A 21,424-nucleotide genomic window follows, 5' to 3' on the forward strand; every position below is an offset into this window, starting at 1 on the left:
CGACGCACTGAAATCACCCTTTCGAGTCTGGAAAATGCTGTATCACGCTTACGAGATGACGCACGCCGCGATTTCGCCGATGCGGACGGCCGCGCGGATGAGCAAGGAAGTTCTGAAGAATCCTCTCAATCCTGCTGCCGGAACGTACGGCTCCCGAACGATGTCCGCCGCACTCGAAATGTTCATCAATGCGACCCGGCGTTACGGCAAACCGGATTTCGAAATCGAATCGACCGAGGTCGATGGGGTCGAGACGCCAATTGTGGAACAGGTGGTCTGGTCCAGGCCCTTCTGTGACCTTCTGCACTTCAAGCGCGATTCCCTTGAAGCCCAGGATCGGAATGATCCCAAGGTTCTGATGGTCGCGCCGATGTCCGGTCATTACGCGACTCTCCTGAGAGGCACGGTCAAGGCCATGCTTCCGGGACATGATGTCTATATTACCGATTGGCGCGATGCGCGGGATGTCCCTGTAACCGACGGCAGCTTCGATCTGGATGACTATGCCGACTACGTGATCGCGATGATTGAACATCTTTCGCGTAACGGAGAACGGGTGCATGTAATGGCCGTATGCCAACCCGGCATCCCGGTCATGGTCGCGGCTTCCATCATGGCGATGGACAAGAACCCGGCGCGGCCAGCATCTCTCACCCTTATGGGTTCGCCGATCGATACCGCAAAGAATCCCAAGCAACCCAATGAACTGGCAAAGACCAAACCGCTGAGCTGGTTCGAGAACAATGTCGTTACCCATGTTCCGTGGCCGAACAAGGGGTTTCTGCGACGGGTCTATCCAGGCTTCCTTCAGCTCTCGAGCTTCTTCGCCATGAATCTCGATCGCCACGTCGGAGCCCATGTGGATCATTTCCGCAATCTGGTGCGCGGCGATGGCGATGGCGCTGAGGCGCATCAGCGCTTCTATGACGAGTACATGGCGGTGATGGATCTCACCGCTGAGTTCTATCTGCAAACCATCGACCGTGTATTCCAGCGCCGCCTGCTGGCGCAGGGGGAGTACATGTATCGCGATCGACTAGTCGAGCCCTCTGCCATGGAGGATATCGCAATCATGACGGTCGAAGGTGAGAAAGATGACATAACCGGTCTGGGGCAGACAGAGGCTGCACACGCGCTCGCCACAGGTCTTCCAGAATCGAAACATATGCATTTCGTGGCCGAAGGTGTCGGCCACTACGGCGTTTTCAACGGATCGCGCTGGCGCAATATCATCCAGCCGAAGATTCAAGCCTTCATCGAGGAGAATCGAGCCAGGGTTACACGTTCAAGACCGGGGCGCGGTGCCAAAGTTGTTCCGATAAAAGAGAAGATCCCGGCCTGACATTCACGTCGGACTCTGATCCTTCACCGACCGGAAACAGAACACGATCCTCTGCCGTGAGCCTAGTGTAACATTGGACGCCGATCGCACCGCAGCGCTTGTAATCGGCGACCCGCCAATCGAGGTACGGTTGCGCCGCAGCTCCCGTGCGCGGCGTTTCATCCTACGGGTTTCCCATGCCGGTTTCGGCGCGACGCTAACACTGCCAGAAGGGAGCCACCGGAACGCTGCGGAGGATTTCGTCAGAAGCAACGAGGTCTGGCTCCGGGAAAAACTCTCAGGGCAAGCCGATAGGGCAATCGTTGAGCCGGGAACCTCGCTTCCATTCCGAGGCAGCCACGTGGCGATAAGGCATGTGCCCGCGCCCCGTGGTGCCGTAGTTCTGTCCGATGGAGTTCTTGAGGTTCCAGCCTCCCAGGTCGATGCGGTGCCCAAGCGCACTGAAGTCTTCTTCCGCGAGGCGGCACGGCAGGAAGTGGCTGACAGGGTTCGTCATCATGGATCAACTTTAGGCCGTGAGCCCAGCAGGATAGCGCTCAGAGATCCGCGCAGCCGTTGGGGGTCCTGCACGACTGATGGACGTCTGATGTTCTCCTGGCGGTTGATCATGGCCCCTCCGGACGTATTGGATTACGTCGTCGCGCATGAGGTAGCCCATTTGCGTGAGATGAACCATTCCCACCGCTTCTGGGCCATCGTGGCCGACCTGTGCCCCGACTACGAGACCCACCGGAGATGGCTGAGAGAGAACGGCAGCCAGCTCCATCGATACGACTTCACTCATTCGGGCAAGAACCGACGGACTTGACCGCTCGATAGCCTGTGATCACATTGCAAGCATGGCCTTTCGCGACCGCCCCCTCGACGCGACAATTCCTGCGCATGAACGCGTTTACCGCACCCTGCGTTCGCGGGTGATGCACGGTGCATTGGAACCCGGTGCCGCCCTCACGTTGCGCGGAATAGCCTCGGAGTTCGACGTGAGCATGACACCGGCTCGGGAAGCCGTGCGCAGACTGGTCGCGGAGGGTGCCTTGAAGATGTCATCTTCCGGACGTGTCTCGACACCGGAGTTGACCAATGAGCGGATCGAGGAACTCGCCGCATTGCGAGCGCTGCTCGAGCCGGAACTCGCGTCTCGCGCTCTGCCAAGAGCCCATTTTGCGTTGATCGAACGCATGCAGGCGATCAACACTCTTATCGAGGAAACCATCGTGAAGCATGACGCGGTCGGCTACGTGCGGACGAACCTCGAGTTTCACCGCACATTGTATCTGAGGGCGCAGGCGCCTGCCATGCTCGCGCTGATCGAGACGGTCTGGTTGCAATCCGGGCCGACCATGCGGGCGCTCTATGAGCGGCTGCAGCGGCGCACGGCTACGGAGAACCACAAGAAGATCATTGCGGCGCTCCGCGCCGGTGACGATCCAGGATTGCGGCTCGCAATACGCATCGATGCTACGCAGGGCCTCAGGATGCTCGTGAGCTGAGCCCCGCCTTACCCGTTCGCGAGTATCGATTTCACCCGCCTGACCTTGTCACTTCTCGAATATTGACGGTTCGTCACAGCCATCTGAATACCGGCAAGCTGGTTTGTGGTCAATGTCGTAGCGTCGACGTCATCGAAACCGTAGCGGTTGAGCTGGTGCTGGACATTTCTTTCGAGTTGGCTCGGCGCTTCCTGTGCATTGGAGGCTACGGGAGCGGCTGCAAGCAGCCCGATGAGCGCTAGGAGACCAATACGTTTCATCACTTCAACCTTTTTCTACTGAATAATGTGCGGAAGAGGTCTTTCCGGGAGTGTGCCAGAGCAGTTTCCTGCGCGGCAAAGCACAAAACCTTGACTGACAGGACCATGTTTTCCGGGAACGGGGTAGCGTGCAACGCGACCGGTGATCAACCGGTCGGTTCAGGCAAACCGAGCCACTTCGGCCTCGATTTCCCCAATCACGGACTTCAGCAATGCAGGATCCTCACACTCACCCATGATCCGCACGAGAGGTTCGGTACCCGACTTCCTGATCACGAGCCGCCCGCACCCATTCAGGCGTTCTTCTCCTTCCCTGATCGCGGCTTGCACGCTGTCGGCATCCAATGGAGCGGCACCCTTCGTATAGCGCACATTCGCGAGCATCTGCGGGAATGCGGTAAAAACGCGCGAAAGTTCGCTAGCCGTCTTTCCGGTCTCCACCATTGCAGCGAGGAACTGGAGCGCAGCAATCAATCCGTCGCCAGTTGTGACATGGTCGGTCATGACAATATGTCCCGACTGTTCGCCACCGAGGTTGTAGCCGCCCTCTCGCATGGCTTCGACCACATACCTGTCCCCAACAGCGGTGCGCAGCAGCTTCAAGCCCTGCCCCTCCAGAAACCGCTCGAGCCCCAGATTGGACATAACGGTCGCGACCAGTGTTCCGCTGGCCAGCTTGCCTGCTTCAGCCCAGCGACTTGCAATGAGAGCCATGAACTGGTCACCATCCGCAAGATCACCCTGGGAATCGATGATCAGAACACGATCGGCATCACCGTCCAGGCAGATGCCGACGTCCGCCCCGTGTTCGAGCACCGCACGCCTCGCCGCCTGAGGCTTCGTGGAACCACAGTCGGCGTTGATGTTATAGCCATTTGGCGACACTCCGATGGGGATAACCTCCGCACCGAGTTCCCAGAGCACCTCGGGCGCGGTGCGGTATGCGGCGCCATTTGCGCAATCCACCACGATCTTCAAGCCGGTCAAGCGCATCCCACGGGGGATCGTGGTTTTGGCATACTCCATATAGCGTCCACGTCCGTCATCGATGCGCGTCGCCTTGCCGATATCGGGTGAGTCCGCGAGCTCGGGTTCTGCCCGCATCGCGGCCTCTATGGCTTCCTCCACGGCATCGGAGAGCTTGAACCCATCCGGACCGAAGAACTTGATACCATTGTCCTCGTAAGGGTTGTGAGACGCGGAGATCATCACGCCAAGGTCGGCACGCATGGAACGCGCCAGAAGCCCGATTGCTGGCGTTGGCACGGGGCCCACCAGGAACACGTCCATGCCAACGGATGTGAAACCCGCGGTCATGGCGTTCTCGAGCATGTATCCCGAGCGCCGAGTATCCTTGCCGATCAGCACGCGATGGCTGTGGTCTCCGGTCCGAAAGTGTCGCCCAGCGGCCTGACCCAATTTCAGCGCCATATCTGCGGTCATCGGATGCGTATTGGCCTGACCCCGGATGCCGTCAGTGCCAAAAAACTGCCTTGCCATTCTTGCCTCTCGCTTCCCCGGATCACGTCGCCTGCGAGCGATCCGAACATGCCCTAGTCGAACCCGTTCAAGGCCTCCCAGAGCGAGACGGCCTGGCGGGTCTCTTTTACGTCGTGAATACGTATCATCTGCACACCCTGCCGCAAAGCCTCGAGCGCGACTGCGATGGATCCCGGCGCACGAGCAGATGCGTCCGGCTCGTTCCCGATAGCTCCGATGAACCGCTTGCGCGAAACCCCGACCAGCAGAGGAGCACCCAGCCCATGGAATATGGAAAGGTTGCGCAGCAGCGCCAGATTGTGAGCGAGCGTCTTGCCAAAACCTATTCCGGGGTCGACGAGGATTCGAGTGCGCGGTATGCCTCGAGCTTCGCAGCGAGCAAGTAGCGCCTCGAACCATTCGTATATTTCGAGCACCACGTCCTCGTACTGAGGCGCATCTTGCATCGTCCCCGGTTCACCCTGGGCGTGCATCAGGCAAAGAGGCACGTTGGTGTCCCGAGCGAGGTCGGCCATGTGCTGGTCGTATCCAAAAGCCGAGACATCGTTGAGCAGATCAGCCCCTGCCTCAATTGCTGCCGCAGCCACTGCAGCCTTGCGCGTATCGACAGAGATCGGCTGGTGGACCCCAACTTTCTTGAGGGCGGTGATGACGGGAACCACACGCCTTGCCTCTTCATCGGCCGGAACGGTTTCCGCGCCCGGGCGTGTCGACTCACCGCCGAAATCAATCATGTCTGCACCGGCCGCCGCCATCCGCCTCGCTTCCTTCAGGGCATTCTCATGCGAGAAATGCTGGCCGCCATCGGAAAAACTGTCTGGCGTCACATTCAGAATGCCCATCAACCGGGGGCGCGACCACTCCAATCCGCAGATCGGCGGACGCGGTGCGACCAACCTTTCCAGGTTCAGGTCCGGAAGATCGCTCGCGGAACAGATTTCGGGGGTCTGATCCGCTTGGTGAAGCACGCCCCGGTCAAACCACAGAGGTCCACCACACAGGCGATACGCGCCCTTCGGCGCGACTGCGCCACTTTGCAGAAGCGGGCGAAACCTCGGGCTGCTCATGAGAATTCCTGCTGTTCCAGCAAACCTTGAACGAGTGCCGGCAATTCGTCATATCGGTCGAAGATCGCATCAGCCGGCAAACTCTCATGCGGCACATGGCAATAGCCGTTTCGATGCAGGAGAAAGGGAACCCCGGCGGCATGGGCCGTCGCGGCGTCAACCTCGCTGTCGCCAACAAAGATGACCTTTCCTTCCGGAAGCTGCTCTGCTGCGTGCCACAGCATTGCGGGGTCAGGCTTTATCACATCAAGGCTGTCGCCGCTCGTGAGCCCGGCAATCGGGGGCATCAGCTCGAGTTCTTTCAGGATGGTAACGGAAGGCGAATTTGGCTTTTGGGTGCAAACCGCGAGCCCATGCCCGTCCTGTGACAAACAGCTCAAGGCTTCAGTCACACCGGGGTATGCTCTGGTCCCCGTTACCGGATCGGAAAAATAGATTTGCTTGAAGCGGAAGATCGAATGATCGAGACCGAAAGCCGGAATGCCGCCGGACGCACACAACACGCGTTCCACCAACTTGGCCATTCCGTTGCCAACGAACCCGACAATCGTGGAATGCGTCAGCGGCGGGCGGTCGAACTCACGGAGCAGCGCGTTTGCCGCCTCTGCGAGCGATGACGCCGAGTCGACGAGCGTCCCGTCGAGATCGAAAATGACCCGTGCCATTTGAAGGTTCCCTCGGAAATTGTGTGATGACGCCGGCAGCGGCAGGAAGTCTTCCATTCCATGGAACAATTCGTTGACGCGACCCGTTCCGGCGGACTTTCCCCGAATCTAACCAATCGCCTCATTGCTGCGCGAGTCCCTGTCCTTGCCCCCGGTTCTGCACTCGGACGACTGTCTATAAGGCGCCTTCGGGCATGACGTTCGAAACCGGAATTGAACTCGAAGAGGTCTGTCGTGCTTTCAAATTTTGGCCTGCTGCCATCTGCACCGAAAGCACATCTGCCTCAGATCGCATTTATCGCGTCGGGATCAGACCAACCCACAAATGTCGCCTCGACATCCAACTCTTGCGTCTCGCCAACGACAACCAGGCGTCCTTCGATGACTGCGCTCAACCAACCTGCAAGCTCGGCCGGAGAAGCTGCGTCCGGCACGTCCCGAGTGCGGCCCGCTTCGGCCATGCGCGCGGGTGCCCAAATCGGAAAAACGCCGGCGTCGAGCGACCATTCCATCTCGGTTCGCGAAGACACGACCTCGAAACGGTCATCCATGTCGGCGAGTTCGAGACCTGCCATTTCCACCAACAGATAGCCGCGACGCCGTGCATTCGGCGTATTCGGTGCGCCGATTTCCACCCCCGGCCCGACACAGACGATAGCAGGCCGCCCACGCTCGGCTATGGCCGAAAGCCACGACCCGGCAAGCTTTAGAGCAGCGCAATCCAGATAGATGACATCAACCAGCTCTCTGGTCCGCGTCTTGACCGGCGCCTCCGGCAGCAGTCGCGGAAGGTCCGGTCCTACACGGCTACGGACAATCTCGACGCCCAGGGCCCCCGGAATCCGGTCCAGCTTCTCGACCCGGATGAACGAGCGGGACACTCGACGATCCTCCAGACATGCTTGGGCCAGACGTTCTGCCAATGTCTCGAGCAGGTCGACCCGCTCCTCAGATAGCAGCCGGTCAATCGCTTTCACGATCATGTCGTAGGAAACAACCTGATCCACGTCATCCTCACGCGCGGCGGCGTGGTGAGCCACCTCAAGGACCACGTTGAACCGGATGCGCTGGGTGACACCACGCTCGGCGGCAAACGCACCAATCTCGGCCTCACGCACATAATCCCTTACGGATATTCGATCCACAGGACCAGCACTCTCCGCCCCGATGGCACGCAGATGGAGCGGCCCGAAGGCTGTCTCGGTTTCGTCCATTAAATGTCCCGCCTCGCTTGCGATTTCGCAGATAGGCACCAGAATGGCTGAAGACGTCAACCCAATGTCAACCTTGGGAGCTAGTCTCGGCAGCAAATTAACGCATGAACAAGGCTAAGGCGCGAAAATAAGCCCCGCGAGAGGGCGGCCCGCGCTGGAAAAGGCCGAAATCGATTGGGGACAGTATGGTATACAGGTTTCTTCGTGCCACGGGGATCGCGGTGGCATTCGTTTCCGTGTTATCTGGCGGATGGGTGGAAGCACAAACAATACCGCGCCACCTCCACCAGAAGATTTCTACATCCAAGCCGAATCCGCAGCTCTTCAACGAGGCAGTGCTGCTTTTCTCGAATGCAGCCCGCCGAAAGCATGGACGCTCACCACTCACGCTGGACCCTGCACTCGCATTGGCTGCGAACGACCACGCGAGAAATATGGCCCGGCTCAAGACCCATTCCCATGACCTGCCGGTTCGCGGCCAGCGCGACCTGAGCCAGCGGATCAAGCGGCGTTCGGTCTCCTTCCGCCTCGCGGCGGAGAATATCGCAATGGACAAGGTCTACCGGCTTCTCGGTCGGCCGATCGCGGCCAACTACTCGGGCTGCAATTTCCGCTACGGCGATACGAAAGAGGCTGTGCCGGCGCACACATACGCGAGCCTTGCACAGCAAGTCGTAAGTCGTTGGGTGGCGTCCCCAGGTCACAAGAAGAACCTGCTGAACAAGAAATACCAGCGCCTCGGCGCCGGTATCGGCGTTGACCCGAACGGGCCAGCTTGCGGCGACTTCTACCTCGTTCAGAACTTCGCTGACTAGGTCGTGTAAACCGTCACGATCTCGCTAGCGGGAGGCTGTCCGGGTCTGCGGGACAAAGAAGATATGCTTTCCGATCTCAGCCGTGCGCGTCATGCTGCGCGCCCAACGCGGCCGAACGTAGGTCGCGTGAAAGTGCAGAGCGCCTGAGGTAATCGTGCGCGGCCAATCACCCAGCATAAGCGTCGCAAGCTTCTCGGCGCGATCGCGGGCAACAGGACTCGTCATGGTCTCTGGGCGGCCATCACAGGCATAGGAAAACTGACAGTCCCGACGGCCTTTCTTGACGCCCTGGTTGGTCACCGCACAAATGGTGTTCGGATAGCGGGCAGAATCCACCCTGTTCAGTATCACTTCAGCAACGGCAACCTGCCCAAGCAGAGGCTCGCCGCGTGATTCAAAATAGATACCTTCCACAAGGCACTGCCATTGGGCATCGCCGCTGGCTGGGGGAAGAGCATCGAGCGCGGAGACTGTAAGCGTGGAGGACAACGTCACGTCGGAGCGGGAAACGCTTCGACTTGCGCGCGTCACGGTCGTGCGCGATTTCGTGCCGGTCGGACGGGCGAGCGGCCGCGTGCTGTCGCTTGCCGATTGCACTTCGCCAGTACGCGAGCTAGAGGCATCAAGGTCCCGGAAGAGTGAAGAAAGGATACGCAGGTAAGGGAGTTCACCGGTCACGTTCTCCGCAGCCGCTGGCTCGGGCTTCATCAGCCAGGGCAGAGTCAGAACGAGGCTTGCCAATATGGCAAACGCGATCGGCAGACGCTTTTGTCCAGCTAGATTCAATTGATTGTCCCGTCCCCATTCTGGTTCCACGAACCAGATCATCCCACGCATTGCAGTGCAGCATGACGCCGCCTGCGTGCTTCATTTGCGTTTTTGAGAGAGTTAAGTCAAAACTTTGGGATCCAGATCGGCATTTTCTCGCTCATCTGGTGCGGCGTCAGTATTAACGCCGTTTCGAAAGTATCATAATTTACAAGTACTTTAAGCTATTTTGAATGGAGTTCCTTATTCGTGTGCTAAGGCAGGATACATCGACAAAGATGTCTCGTGTCCGTGCAAGCTCTTCCCGAATCGCTGCCAGTCCTGCCTGTCCGGCAACCTCTACAAGCCGGGCCTCGGCCCAACTTCTGGTTTGGCGATCACGCCTTCTCAGCAGTTCCCCTTCCGAAGCCTTGATACGACCGCATCGAGCAATCGCGTCCAGTGCCTGCTCCAAACCTTCTCCGGATTGAGCGGATACGATCGCGACATCGGCACTATTCTGGCTTCCCGAAGCAAGTGAAAGTGCGCCTCTGACATCGGCAGCGGCGCGGCGTGCGATGGCGCCCATATCGCCCTTTGTAACAAGAACGATGTCGGGAACTTCCATCACCCCCGCCTTCATGAATTGCAGCGCATCACCGGAACCTGGCTGTGCGCAAAATACGACAATATCGGAGCAATCTGCTATCTCGGTTTCGGATTGCCCAACTCCAACCGTTTCGACGATCACGTAGTCATAAAGAGCTCGCATCAGAACAGCGGCCGGAAACGTCGTGTCGGCAACCCCACCGAGCCGCTTGCGTGCTGCCATCGAACGGACAAAGATGCCCGGATCGTCCGGATCTGCGTCGATACGCGTTCGATCACCAAGAAGCGCGCCGCCAGAATTCCGCGAGGACGGATCGACCGCAATCACGGCAATTGTCTGCCCGCGCCCTCTTATGCGCGCTATCAGGGCATTCGTGAGTGTCGATTTCCCCACTCCAGGTGGCCCGGTCAAACCGACCACAAGACCTTTCGGTTCACGCGCGGCCGCATCGAGTAGCATTGCTACATCAGGTTGGTGCGATTGAATTTCGAGCGCAGAAAGCGCGCGGGCAAGGCTCGCCTTTCCGCCCGCCTTGAGCGAGGCCAGGTTCGTTGCAAGCTGCTTCATCAGGTTTCGCTCGGACCCGAGGGAGTTTGTGATCGCGAAAGAAGCGTCGCCTGCGCCGCGGCAAGGCGCGCGATCGGAACGCGGAAGGGCGAGCAGGAGACGTAGTCGAACCCGGCAACCTTGCAGAAACGCACCGATGACGGATCGCCCCCATGTTCGCCGCATAGACCGAGCGACAACCCGGGATTCTGCGCCCGTCCACGCTGTGAGGCCATCAGCATCAACTCACCCACGCCCTCGATGTCGAGGGAATGGAATGGGTCTTCAGGAAACACGCCTTGGTTGACGTAGACACGCATGAAGCGACCTGCATCGTCTCGGGACAGGCCGTAGGTCATCTGCGTCAGGTCATTCGTGCCGAAGGAAAGAAATGCGGATGTGGCAGCAAGATCACCCGCCCGGAGCGCGGCCCGCGGGGTCTCCACCATCACACCTAGCTTGTAGGTCAACTCCGAGCCCTGCTCCCGCTGTACATCCTCTGCGATGGCATCAATTCGTCGCTTGACGAGTTCCACCTCGCGGTTGGCGGATACGAGCGGGATCATGACTTCAGGCACGACGGGAGCACGACTGTCACGATTCACGGCAATCGCTGCCTCGAAGATTGCCCTCGCCTGCATGTCATAAATTGCCGGCATGGTAACGCCGAGCCGAACCCCGCGCATGCCCAGCATGGGGTTCACTTCCGACAATTCTCGCGCCCGCGCCGTGACCTGCGCGATCGGGAGCCCCATTGCCTCCGCGAACTCTGCTATCTCTTCCGGCGCATTCGGCAGGAATTCGTGGAGAGGCGGATCAAGCAACCGGATCGTCACTGGAAGCCCGCGCATGATATCGAAGATCTCCACGAAATCCTCGCGTTGCATCGGCAACAATCGATCAAGTGCCGCCTGACGTGCGCTGTCGCAATCCGCAAGGATCATCTCGCGCATCACCGAAATACGCGCCTCGTCGAAGAACATATGTTCGGTACGGCAAAGACCGATGCCATCGACCCGAAACTCACGGGCAGTACGTGCATCAAGTGGCGTATCCGCATTGGCCCTGACACCAAGATCTCGGACCGCATCAGCCCAGTCCAACAACTCCGAGAAGGACCCTCCGAGCTCGGGCGCGATCATCTCCACCGATCCGGCCATCACCTCGCCCCGCGTGCCGTCAAGAGTGACGAGGGCGCCATCGCGTATCACCCGACCATCCGGCGTCGTGAGCGTGCGCTCCGCAAAATCCAGACGCAGATCACTTGCCCCGACAACGCATGGCAATCCAATTCCACGAGCAATCACCGCAGCATGGCTCGTCATGCCGCCACGGACGGTCAAGACCCCGTTGGCCGAATGCATGCCACGTATATCTTCGGGGCCGGTCTCGACCCGAACAAGGATACTTGGCTCGTCCTGAGCCGCCGCGGCCTGAGCCGCCTCGGCCGTGAAGACAATGCGACCGGTTGCCGCGCCCGGACTTGCGGCCAGCCCGGCGCCAAATACGTCGCGATGTGCGTTTGGTGCGATCTGGGGATGCAGGTATTCGATCAGACTGCGTGGGTCCACCTGCAACAATGCCCGGGATCGGCTGATCGCGCCTGTCTTGGCCAGATCGACCGATATTTGAACCGCGGCGCGGGCTGTGCGCCTGACTGGATGCGCATCCAGAATTGCGACTTGACCGGAACGGATCGCAAATACGAGTCGATAGGCGTCACTCAGGCCTTCCGCCGTTCGCATGGCTGCGCGCCGAAGTTCCCGAAGCGCGCCCGGGCATGTTTCCTCCAGCGTCAAACCAGCTTCGTCGCCACACTCTGCGTCTTCGGCAGCAAGCGGCATTTCTCGTACTCTTGTGGGTTTGTCGGGATCGATCAAACGGAAACTGCCGAAATAGCCCGGTTTGCCAGTCCGACTGTCCACAAGCTGAATTTCACCTCGCCCGGTAACGCCGGTGCCAAATCCGCTCGCGACTTCCTGAATGACCAGACCCAGCCCGGCATCAGCTGGCGCACCCTTGGCCTCCCGCAGAATGCGCGAAGAGGGCGAGTTCCATGCTTTCGCCATAGCCCGAGCGCCTTGCTCCAGCTGCACCCGAGGGTCTTGCGGGAAAGGATCTCCGATCTCTTCCTCGTAAAACTCGAGCATCCGATCGATAAGCCCGCGAAGAGCCGCCGGGTCGGCACTGGCCGCAGCAGCAGGATCAAGTGATTGGAAGTCCTGGGGATCGAGACCGTGAACGGTCATGGCGAACTCGCCGATGAACCGGCGATAGATGTCCAGACTGGCCGAGCGACCAATCCGGTTCTCGAGCGCCGGTAGACTGCGTTCACAGACCCCGATGCAGCGAAGGGTCGGCGCTCCTCCCCAGGCTCGATCGTAGGGAGAGGAGCGCAGCGCGAGCAGGCGTCCAGGCGCTTCCATTCCGGCAAGATCCGGAACCTCGCCATTCTCCGCCAACTCACGAACACACTCGAAAGAAAGCGCAAACCCGTGGGGCACGGGAAGACCCAGCGTCATCAGACGAGCCAGCTTCGACGCACGTTGCCCATAGGCCGCAGAACGCACCGCCCGGCCTGAGTCGAGACTTATGACACCGTCCATCGGGTCGCGTATGATTTCTTCCGGCTTCATTGCGCTGCAGCGTAAAGACAAAACAGCCGGAACGAAACTGATTTGTCGATTGTCCGGCTAACTACCTTCAAGGACTGAGAATATCGCAACACGGTTCATCACGGCACGAATCGTGTTGAGAAGGCAAAGGCGGTTCCGCCGAACCATCGGTTCTTCCGCATTCACGACAGTCTTTTCGAAGAACGCGTCGATCGGCGCGCGCAGGCTCGCAAGACACGCCATGGCGGCGGCAAAATCCTCGTCTCGGAGCGCTGCCTCCAATGCATCACTTGCGGCATCTAGCGCGACAAAGAGATCGGTCTCGGCATCGTTCTGGGCCAGGTCCGGGTGGGGATCCAGCGAATACTCTACCCCGTCCTTCTTTTCCTCTTGTCCGAGTATCCCGACAGCGCGCCGATATCCTGCCAGAAGGTCAGCTCCCTCGGAACTGGAAAGGAAAGACTGCAGGGCTTCGACACGGGCAACCAGCAATTTGAGGTCATCCTGCCCGCCCAGTTCCATACATGCCGCAATCACGTCATGTCGGATCCCACGGTCACGAAGATAAACACCAAGGCGATCTGCAAGGAACCTCAGGAGATCGTCGGGGTCAGCCCCCGGATAGCCTTCTGAGAAGAGTGGCAGCAATTTGATCCGCAAGCCGTTCTCGAGAACCAGCCGGATAACGCCGAGGGCGGCACGACGCAGCGCAAACGGATCCCGAGATCCGGTGGGCTTTTCGTCGATGGCCCAGAATGCGGTCAGCGTGTCGATCTTGTCGGCAAGCGCAACCGCAACCGAAACCGGCGCCGAGGGCGTCACATCTGATGGCCCAAGCGGAGAGTAGTGTTCCTCAGCGGCATTCGCTACGGCAACATCCTCTCCTGCCCGAAGCGCATAGTAACGACCCATCACCCCCTGCAGCTCGGGAAATTCGTAGACCATCTCGCTCGAGAGGTCCCCCTTTGCCAGAAGGGCCGCGCGCTCTGCCAGATCGGGATCTGCGCCAACCTCGCGCGCAATCTGGCGGGCAAGCTCTGCAATGCGCTTGATCCGCTCACCCTGCGTTCCCAGCCGATTGTGAAAGGTAACGTGGCTCAGTTTCTCGGTCATCTCTCGTAGCGGCGTGCGAAGATCATTCTCCCAGAAGAAGGCAGCATCCGAGAGCCGCGCTGCAAGGACGCGCGCATTCCCCGCAAGGATCGTTGCGCCATTGTCCACGGTTTCGCGGTTTGCCACGACGATATAGGCCACAATGCGCCCATCGTTCGGATCCCGCACCGAGAGAAACTTCTGGTGCTCTTTCATCGAGGTCTGCAAGACCTCCGGAGGCAGGTTGAGAAAGCGCTCCTCGATTTGCCCCAGAAGTACAACAGGCCATTCAACAAGCCCGGCAATCTCTGCAAGCAACCCGGGATCTTCCACAACCTCCAGCCCCTGCGCAAAGGCCAACTGCTCTGCGTCATGGGCGATCTTTGCCTTCCGGTCCTCCGGATCCAGCAGGACAAATGCGGCATCGAGCTTTGTGCGATAGCTCTCGAAATCCTGCACCCCGATGCGTTCGGGCGCCATGAAGCGATGTCCACGCGTGACACTGCCCGCCTTCAGACTATCAATCTCGAGCGCAATCGGTTCCGCTCCGGCCTCGTTGGTCAGAATACAGAGAATGGAGTGCAGCGGCCGGACCCACCTTAGTGTTCCGCCACCCCAGCGCATGGATTTCGGCCATGGGAACCCGCGGACGACTTCCTCGACGGTTTCCGCCGCGATCTCGGCGGCGGAGCGGCCGGGTTTCACAATCTCGGCAAAATAGACCTGACCCTTCTTGTCGTCTCGGACGGTCAGATCCTCGCGGCTCAGCCCCACGGAACGCAGAAAACCCTCGATTGCCTTCTCTGGTGCATCAACGCGCGGGCCCTTGCGCTCTTCCCGCGTCGTCGGAGAGTTCTCGCTCAACCCGGAAATCGCGAGCGCAAGGCGACGCGGGGTCGCGAATGCCTCGGCATGGGTATAGGTCAAACCCCGCGAAACCAATCCATCTGTCACCAACCGCTTGAGATCGGCCGAGGCCCGCGACTGCATACGGGCTGGAATTTCCTCCGACAGAAGTTCGAGAAGTAGATCAGGCATCTCAGGTCCGGGGCTGCTTGCGTGCGGATCAGGGCAAACCGGAACGGCCACGTGAGGTCAAGGGCAAATGAGAATACAATCGGCGTCGAAGAGCCTGATGCTCGCACCTTGCACCCGTGAGGTTGTGCCTTTCGAATTGCGCCGCTCTCACCTAAATCCATTGATGGGAATACGAGAAGCCAGTTGGACGACACCAGAATGACGCGGCATCGGCTTACCATTGGGCTCGCTGTGGTGGCCTTGGCCATCATGTCCGCCTGCTCTGCACCGTCGGACCGTGAGGGTAGACCTTCGAGCGGGCTCGACTTTCAGATCGCATTCGAGGAGCGTTTGCGGCCGGACATCATATTCGTCACGGGGACCGCGCGCCGCGACCCTTCACCCGGTGCAGCCGCGGGGCTGTGGGGTGTATTGCGAGGTTTGCCACGAGCGGAACAGGCGGTCGTGGAAAATCTCGGCACAGGTGCGAAAGCCACGATCTCGCTCTACTCTGGAAACCCCGGCGGGGGCGCTACCCTGCGCCTTTCTCCTCAAGCCGCGGACCTGCTGGGCGTTCTCGAGGACCCGGTGGAGATCTCGGTCACGGCTATTCGCCAGGAGCCGGTTCTGGTCCAATGAGACCTGATCTGGCGCGTTCGAAACGGCAAGAAGGAGAAGAACATTGAAATGGTCTTTCAAGCTTGGGCGTTTTGCCGGGATCGATGTCAATGTCCATGCGACCTTTTTTCTGCTGCTGGCATGGTTCGGTTATTTCTACTGGTCCGCAACTGGAACGGTCGCAGGCACACTCAACGGAATAGCGCTGATTCTGCTGCTCTTTCTCTGCGTTCTCCTGCACGAATACGGCCATGCCCTCGCAGCTCGGCGCTTCGGCATCCGAACCAAGGATATCACGCTCCTCCCCATCGGTGGCGTGGCGATGCTCGAGAAGATGCCCGATGACCCGAAGCAGGAAGTGATTGTCGCCTTGGCTGGTCCGGCGGTCAACGTGGCAATCGCCGCATTCCTGTTCCTGTTGATTGCTCTGGGGGGACAGGAGGGAAGCCTGCTCCAGTTCGATGTCGATCGGGGGAGTTTGCTGCCAACGCTGCTCACGACGAACATCATACTCGCGATCTTCAATCTTCTGCCGGCATTCCCCATGGATGGGGGACGGGTGCTGCGCGCGGTTCTTGCCATGCGCATGGACAGGGTCAGAGCCACGCGCCACGCGGCAACAGTCGGACGCGCCCTTGCCCTCCTGTTCGGTTTTCTCGGACTTACGGGCAATCCGCTCCTGATCCTGATTGCCATTTTCGTATGGGTCGGGGCCGGCGCGGAAGCCGACGCCACAGAGGTTGATGCCAGGCTGTCGCAAAAGCCGGTTGGGCTGGCAATGATCACGGATTTCCACACGCTGCATCCGGGCGATCCGCTTGCGCGCGCCGTCGATCTTACGCTTTCGGGAACACAGAAGCATTTTCCCGTCGTGGAGAACGGGGAACTGAGGGGTGTTGCAAGCCAGTCGGCAATTCTGCGCGGTCTCCGTGACTTCGGAGTGGAAGGTCAGGTCGGCGAAATAATGGGAAGCGCACATACGGCCGAGGTCGGGACATCGCTCGATGTGCTTCTACGTGACCTTCAAGAGACAGATGTGCGTATCGTCTGCATCACGCGTGCAGGAAAGCTGGCCGGTCTCGTGGATCTTGAAAACATATCCGAATACCTGCGGATTCAGGAAGCGCTGGGGCGCGGCTGACATGCATGAGTTGCTCACTGCCATTGAAATGAACCGGGCCGATCAACTCGCAATCGCGGGCGGCGTTCCGGGCATGGACCTCATGGAGGCCGCCGGACACGCCGTCGCGGAGGCGGCAGCGAACCTCTGCCCCGATGGGCCTGTCTGTATCGTTGCCGGACCAGGAAACAACGGCGGCGACGGTTTCGTAGCGGCACGCGGGCTTCAGAACCGGGGCCGCGAAGTCACGCTGCAGCTTTGGGGCGATCCGGGACGGATCCGTGGCGATGCCGCAATTGCCAGAAAACGGTGGGGCGGACCTGAACAGCCCGCTCAGCCCCCACTGCCAGACGCCTCGGTCATAGTCGACGCGCTTTTCGGCGCAGGCCTCGATCGCGACGTCTCAGGTGCGCCCGCAGACCTGATCAACGCGATGAACGACCACCCGGCCGCGAAGCTTTCCGTGGACGTTCCAAGTGGCCTCGACGGCACCAGCGGACGCATCCGCGGATGTGCGGTAAGGGCGGATGCCACAGTCACCTTCTTTCGCAAGAAACCAGGCCATCTGCTTGAACCGGGTCGCAGTCTGTGCGGCGCACTTCACCTCGCGCAAATCGGTATTCCGACCGAGGTTCTGTCGACCATCGCGCCCATGTGTTTCGAGAATTCACCCGAGCTGTGGAAAGCGGCATTCCCGGCGCCCTCCCGAGGCAGTCACAAGTATAGACGGGGACATGCACTCGTTGTCTCTGGCCCCGCGATGCGCACTGGAGCCGCCAGGCTCGCGGCCGAAGCCTCGCTGAGAGCGGGAGCGGGTCTGGTTACTCTGGCAAGCCCCGCAAGTGCCATGGTCATCAATGCGGCGCATTTGACGGCTGTCATGCTTCAGCAATGCGACGACCCTGCGAGCCTTCGAGAAATTCTGGAAGACAGCCGCATAACAGCAATCGTTATCGGACCAGGCCTCGGCTTGGAGGAAAGGGACCGAACGATGGTTGAAACAGCGCTCGAGACAAAGCCTGCGCTGGTCCTTGACGCCGACGCCCTCACGGCGTTCGCAGACGCCCCATACGCGCTGTTCGAAAGGACTGCCGCTCGGGAAAAGCCTGTTGTTCTGACGCCCCATGAAGGCGAATTCGCGCGGCTGTTTCCCGATCTGAGCGAAGGTTCGAAAGTCGACAGAACTCGGGCCGCAGCGGTTCGATCCGGTGCGGTCGTGGTCCTCAAGGGATCTGACACGGTGATCGCGGCTCCTGACGGCCGGGCCGCAATCAATACGAATGCGCCGCCTTGGCTTGCGACCGCGGGCTCAGGCGATGTACTCGCCGGAATACTGGCAGGTCTGACAGCGCAGGGAATGCCGGGCTTCGACGCAGCCAGCGCTGCCGTCTGGCTACACGGCGAGGCCGGCAACGTTGCCGGTCCAGGCCTCATTTCCGAAGATCTGCCTCAGTCCCTACGTCCTGCGCTTGCGCAACTCCTAGACCGCAGCTGACGGGGGCGGCTTGTAGCTGGGGAACTGCATCCATTTGATGGAAACCAAGCCTCACAAACTGCTTTGAAGCCGGCCTCCATCGATTTTTGGGCGCAGCCCGATGAAGACTCAAACACGTGTCAGACGAGCATCTCGCTTTCAATTGAATCCGACACCTCGATCAAATTTGCTATCATTGAGATGTTTCTTGCCTCGAAGGTCACGGTCACTTCACCATTGTTGAAAACGGCATTGCCGCCCGATTGGGTCAGATCGCTCGCAGCGTCTGCAGCATCTGCGTACCCGAAGCCGGCCAGCAGGACTGTATCGTTGTTGTAAATGGAGGTGACTATGTCTGAACCGGAATGCGAGGCATCAAACACGAACATGTCGGCGCCACTGGAACCACCGGACAGTTCGTCATCGCCAATGCCGCCAACCAGATAGTCGTTGTTCGCGCCACCGTCGATCAGATCGTTACCTGAGCCGCCATAGATTGAATCGTTTCCATTGCCGCCATCAAGTGAATCGTTTCCATTGCCGCCATCAAGGACGTCATGATCCGACCCGCCATTCATCAGATCATTCCCGGCGCCCCCTATCAATGTGTCCTGGCCGGTCCCGCCATCTATTGTATCGTCTCCATCCCGACCATCTATCCGATCTCTTCCGCCATTGCCGTTGAGTTCGTCAGCATCAGCACTGCCAAGAAGCAGATCGTTTTCGCTGCTTCCAAACACGCTTTGCACACCTTCTGCAGAACCAATGTCTGCATCCAACGTGCCGCCGGATTGGGTTGTCTCAGCAAGCAGCGCCTGCAACCAGTTCTCGGCCTGTATTGCAGTCCCTGCTTCGTTCGGATGAATTCCGTCTGTCTGCAAGTCGGAAACGGTAATATTGGAGTTGGAGACGAGGGTTACATCAATACCCTCACTCTGGCCCGTAGCCACAATCGACGGCAATGCGGAGTTGATCGCATCGATTTCAGCTTGATCGGCCGCGTCATCGATCACGGGAAGCGTTCCCAAGAGTATCTTTGCCTCGGAATTGTGCTCCTCGATCGCCCTCATGATGTCGAGCAGCCTGCCAGGCACAGTCTCGACCGGGTTTGACTGCAGGCGCACTTCATTCGTGCCGAGAAGCAGAAGCGTGATATCATGCGGGTTGGCGTCCAGAATGGCGTCAATCCCTTCGAGCACCTCTTCGGCCGTAATACCGGCAAAGCCTTCATGGTCGCTATCCACAAGAAGATCTGCCGGATTTGATGTATATTGACCGACAAAATCCACCCATAGCCCCTGGTCCTCGACGAGGCCTTGCCAAAGTGGCAACCTGTATCCGCCAGCAACGTCTGCGTCCGTGTCAAAAAACAGTCCGCGTGTCAGAGAATCGCCGAGAGGCATGATCCGAACCGCGTCGGCCCATGTTCCTGCGGCAAGATCAACGACCTTTGCCACCTGAACACCGGTCGAGAAGTCCAGTTCCGAAGAGTTGCCACTGGCCACGTCCAGTTCGAACGTGTCGCTGACACTGCCCCCGTTGCCGTCATCGGCAATGACCGTGATGGACAGGTTCGCAGCGCTCCCCGGCAACCCCGAAAAAGTGGCGGAAGCGGGATCGAATGACAGCCAGGCCGGGAGAGCAGAACCGTCTTCGAGCCTCGCGCTCAGGCTCAGCGCGTCGCCGTCAGGATCGCTGAACGTGCTCCCCGGGATAACGAAGCTGAAGTTTTCTCCCACCGTCGCCGAAAGATCCGAAATGGGCACGGCCAGTTCGGGGGCATTGTTCGCTGTTGCACTGCTAGTGATGTCGAACGTGTCACTGACACTGCCCCCATTGCCGTCATCGGCAGTCACGACGATGGTCGCCGTGCCCTCGTTCTGGGCCGTGCCTGAAATGACCCCGGTCTGGGCGTCGAACGTCAGCCAGGCCGGAAGAGGATCCCCATTGCCAAGCGTGGCGCTGTAGCTCAGCGCGTCACCATCCGAGTCGAAGAACGTATCGGTGGGAATGGCGATGTTGAATGTTTCACCAACGGTGACGGTCTGATCGGCAATCGGATTGGACACCGTGGGTGGGGTGTTTCCGGAAGCATCACCCACGGTCCAACGCAAATAGACCGCGTTGTCGGCGTAATACTGGTCGCTCCAGATCCATTCGGCTTCACTGCCCTCAGGAAGGGACTGTCCGGTTCCGGCCAGCCGTCCGGTCGAGGCCGTTCCATAGCTCGTCGCTTGCGCCCAGCCACTGTCGTCAAAGCCCGACTGGAGCCAGCCATCGCCCGAAACACTGGTCGCCACGCGCCAGTCCGTCCCGGACCCGTATCGCGTGCCGTCCTCATATGCGATATCGACGAATACCTCACCGGCCCCACCGGTGTCCGTCGCACTCAGCGCAATGACATCGCCTGCCTCGATATCAAGATCGGCCGTGTAGACCTGCGCCCAGCTCGAACCGGAAAGAACCTCGACGCCATTCAGATGAAACGTAAATAGATTGTCCGCACGGACGCTTACCGTCGCAAGCTCGCCCCCCGAAGAGGAAGCACTGCTTGTAATGTCGAACGTGTCGCTGACACTGCCCCCGTTGCCGTCATCGGCAGTCACGACGATGGTCGCCGTGCCCTCGTTCTGGGCCGTGCCTGAAATGACCCCGGTCTGGGCGTCGAACGTCAGCCAGGCCGGAAGGGCATCCCCATTGCCAAGCGTGGCGCTGTAGCTCAGCGCGTCACCATCCGAGTCGAAGAAGGTATCGGTCGGAATGGCGATGTTGAATGCTTCACCGACGGTGACGGTCTGATCGGCAATCGGATTGGACACCGTGGGTGGGGTGTTTCCGGAAGCATCACCCACGGTCCAACGCAAGTAGACCGCGTTGTCGGCGTAATACTGGTCGCTCCAGATCCATTCGGCTTCGCTGCCTTCAGGAAGGGACTGTCCGGTTCCGGCCAGCCGTCCGGTCGAGGCCGTTCCATAGCTCGTTGCCTGCGCCCAGCCACTGTCGTCAAAGCCCGACTGGAGCCAGCCATCGCCCGAAACACTGGTCGCCACGCGCCAGTCCGTCCCGGACCCGTATCGCGTGCCGTCCTCATATGCGATATCGACGAATACCTCACCGGCCCCACCGGTGTCCGTCGCACTCAGCGCAATGACATCGCCTGCCTCGATATCAAGATCGGCCGTGTAGACCTGCGCCCAGCTCGAACCGGAAAGAACCTCGACGCCATTCAGAT

At 59.7% G+C, this 21,424-nt stretch carries 17 protein-coding genes; 7 read left to right on the top strand and 10 right to left on the bottom strand.

Going from position 1 to position 21,424, the window contains the following annotated elements; all coding sequences use genetic code 11:
- Positions 1–34: 34 nt before the first annotated feature.
- From ACP15W_RS04165 to ACP15W_RS04175, 3 genes are all read left to right on the top strand, one after another.
- Entirely contained in the window at positions 35–1,342 is a 1,308-nt protein-coding gene (locus ACP15W_RS04165; RefSeq protein WP_424931562.1) for a polyhydroxyalkanoate depolymerase, read from the top strand.
- Positions 1,343–1,472: 130 nt separating this feature from the next.
- Positions 1,473–2,150 (top strand): M48 family metallopeptidase, encoded by a 678-nt coding sequence (locus tag ACP15W_RS04170; RefSeq protein ID WP_424931563.1) that lies wholly within the window; start codon positions 1,473–1,475, stop codon positions 2,148–2,150.
- A 31-nt stretch (positions 2,151–2,181) separates the two neighbouring features.
- The gene (locus ACP15W_RS04175; protein ID WP_424931564.1) at positions 2,182–2,832 is read left to right on the top strand and encodes a GntR family transcriptional regulator; all 651 of its coding nucleotides are present in this window, start codon (positions 2,182–2,184) and stop codon (positions 2,830–2,832) included.
- Between the two features lie 8 nt (positions 2,833–2,840).
- On the opposite strand, the gene ACP15W_RS04180 is transcribed toward ACP15W_RS04175, so the two are convergent.
- The 5 genes from ACP15W_RS04180 to ACP15W_RS04200 form a co-directional block, all read right to left on the bottom strand.
- A complete protein-coding gene (locus ACP15W_RS04180) occupies positions 2,841–3,092 on the bottom strand; it encodes a hypothetical protein (RefSeq protein ID WP_424931565.1) in 252 nt (83 codons plus the stop codon).
- Between the two features lie 159 nt (positions 3,093–3,251).
- The gene (glmM, locus tag ACP15W_RS04185; protein ID WP_424931566.1) at positions 3,252–4,592 is read right to left on the bottom strand and encodes a phosphoglucosamine mutase; all 1,341 of its coding nucleotides are present in this window, start codon (positions 4,590–4,592) and stop codon (positions 3,252–3,254) included.
- Between the two features lie 53 nt (positions 4,593–4,645).
- Entirely contained in the window at positions 4,646–5,659 is a 1,014-nt protein-coding gene (folP, locus tag ACP15W_RS04190; protein WP_424931567.1) for a dihydropteroate synthase, read from the bottom strand.
- A complete protein-coding gene (gph, locus tag ACP15W_RS04195) occupies positions 5,656–6,381 on the bottom strand; it encodes a phosphoglycolate phosphatase (protein WP_424931568.1) in 726 nt (241 codons plus the stop codon). The genes folP and gph overlap by 4 nt, the downstream gene beginning before the upstream one ends.
- A 227-nt stretch (positions 6,382–6,608) precedes the next feature.
- A complete protein-coding gene (locus ACP15W_RS04200; protein WP_424931569.1) occupies positions 6,609–7,538 on the bottom strand; it encodes a dihydroneopterin aldolase in 930 nt (309 codons plus the stop codon).
- 185 nt (positions 7,539–7,723) lie between these two features.
- Here ACP15W_RS04200 and ACP15W_RS04205 point away from each other — a divergent pair, with 185 nt between their 5' ends.
- Positions 7,724–8,353, top strand: a complete 630-nt coding sequence (locus tag ACP15W_RS04205) for a CAP domain-containing protein (protein ID WP_424931570.1) — start codon at positions 7,724–7,726, stop codon at positions 8,351–8,353.
- A 24-nt stretch (positions 8,354–8,377) separates the two neighbouring features.
- Here ACP15W_RS04205 and ACP15W_RS04210 read toward each other — a convergent pair whose 3' ends face one another.
- From ACP15W_RS04210 to glyS, 4 genes are all read right to left on the bottom strand, one after another.
- Positions 8,378–9,181: a cell wall hydrolase gene (locus ACP15W_RS04210; RefSeq protein WP_424931571.1), complete on the bottom strand. Its 804-nt coding sequence runs from the start codon at positions 9,179–9,181 to the stop codon at positions 8,378–8,380.
- Between the two features lie 148 nt (positions 9,182–9,329).
- Entirely contained in the window at positions 9,330–10,277 is a 948-nt protein-coding gene (locus ACP15W_RS04215) for an ArgK/MeaB family GTPase (protein WP_424931572.1), read from the bottom strand.
- Positions 10,277–12,892 (bottom strand): putative PEP-binding protein, encoded by a 2,616-nt coding sequence (locus ACP15W_RS04220; protein WP_424931573.1) that lies wholly within the window; start codon positions 12,890–12,892, stop codon positions 10,277–10,279. The genes ACP15W_RS04215 and ACP15W_RS04220 overlap by 1 nt, the downstream gene beginning before the upstream one ends.
- A 57-nt stretch (positions 12,893–12,949) precedes the next feature.
- Entirely contained in the window at positions 12,950–15,001 is a 2,052-nt protein-coding gene (glyS, locus tag ACP15W_RS04225) for a glycine--tRNA ligase subunit beta (protein WP_424931574.1), read from the bottom strand.
- Positions 15,002–15,184: 183 nt separating this feature from the next.
- Here glyS and ACP15W_RS04230 point away from each other — a divergent pair, with 183 nt between their 5' ends.
- The 3 genes from ACP15W_RS04230 to ACP15W_RS04240 are packed head-to-tail and all read left to right on the top strand — an operon-like array spanning position 15,185 to position 18,213.
- Positions 15,185–15,619: a hypothetical protein gene (locus tag ACP15W_RS04230; RefSeq protein ID WP_424931575.1), complete on the top strand. Its 435-nt coding sequence runs from the start codon at positions 15,185–15,187 to the stop codon at positions 15,617–15,619.
- 43 nt (positions 15,620–15,662) lie between these two features.
- Positions 15,663–16,739 carry a site-2 protease family protein gene (locus ACP15W_RS04235; RefSeq protein WP_424931576.1) on the top strand — a complete coding sequence of 359 codons (1,077 nt, stop codon included), beginning with the start codon at positions 15,663–15,665 and terminating at the stop codon, positions 16,737–16,739.
- A gap of 1 nt (position 16,740) precedes the next feature.
- On the top strand, positions 16,741–18,213 hold the full coding sequence (locus ACP15W_RS04240) for an NAD(P)H-hydrate dehydratase (protein ID WP_424931577.1): 1,473 nt from the start codon (positions 16,741–16,743) through the stop codon (positions 18,211–18,213).
- Between the two features lie 119 nt (positions 18,214–18,332).
- Here the strand turns inward: ACP15W_RS04240 and ACP15W_RS04245 are convergent.
- Positions 18,333–21,424, bottom strand: a 3,092-nt coding sequence (locus ACP15W_RS04245; protein WP_424931578.1) for a putative Ig domain-containing protein, incomplete at its 5' end; no start/stop codon positions are given.

Source organism: Amaricoccus macauensis (genome assembly GCF_049800915.1).
GTDB classification, from domain to species: Bacteria; Pseudomonadota; Alphaproteobacteria; order Rhodobacterales; family Rhodobacteraceae; genus Amaricoccus; species Amaricoccus macauensis_A.

Coding starts and splice junctions, on each gene's coding strand:
- ACP15W_RS04220 (WP_424931573.1), bottom strand. CDS start 12,892: ATGAAGCCGGAAGAAATCATACGCGACCCGATGGACGGTGTCATAAGT.
- ACP15W_RS04210 (WP_424931571.1), bottom strand. CDS start 9,181: ATGATCTGGTTCGTGGAACCAGAATGGGGACGGGACAATCAATTGAAT.
- ACP15W_RS04180 (WP_424931565.1), bottom strand. CDS start 3,092: ATGAAACGTATTGGTCTCCTAGCGCTCATCGGGCTGCTTGCAGCCGCT.
- ACP15W_RS04165 (WP_424931562.1), top strand. CDS start 35: ATGCTGTATCACGCTTACGAGATGACGCACGCCGCGATTTCGCCGATG.
- glmM (WP_424931566.1), bottom strand. CDS start 4,592: ATGGCAAGGCAGTTTTTTGGCACTGACGGCATCCGGGGTCAGGCCAAT.
- folP (WP_424931567.1), bottom strand. CDS start 5,659: ATGAGCAGCCCGAGGTTTCGCCCGCTTCTGCAAAGTGGCGCAGTCGCG.
- glyS (WP_424931574.1), bottom strand. CDS start 15,001: ATGCCTGATCTACTTCTCGAACTTCTGTCGGAGGAAATTCCAGCCCGT.
- ACP15W_RS04200 (WP_424931569.1), bottom strand. CDS start 7,538: ATGGACGAAACCGAGACAGCCTTCGGGCCGCTCCATCTGCGTGCCATC.
- gph (WP_424931568.1), bottom strand. CDS start 6,381: ATGGAAGACTTCCTGCCGCTGCCGGCGTCATCACACAATTTCCGAGGG.
- ACP15W_RS04240 (WP_424931577.1), top strand. CDS start 16,741: ATGCATGAGTTGCTCACTGCCATTGAAATGAACCGGGCCGATCAACTC.
- ACP15W_RS04175 (WP_424931564.1), top strand. CDS start 2,182: ATGGCCTTTCGCGACCGCCCCCTCGACGCGACAATTCCTGCGCATGAA.
- ACP15W_RS04205 (WP_424931570.1), top strand. CDS start 7,724: ATGGTATACAGGTTTCTTCGTGCCACGGGGATCGCGGTGGCATTCGTT.
- ACP15W_RS04215 (WP_424931572.1), bottom strand. CDS start 10,277: ATGAAGCAGCTTGCAACGAACCTGGCCTCGCTCAAGGCGGGCGGAAAG.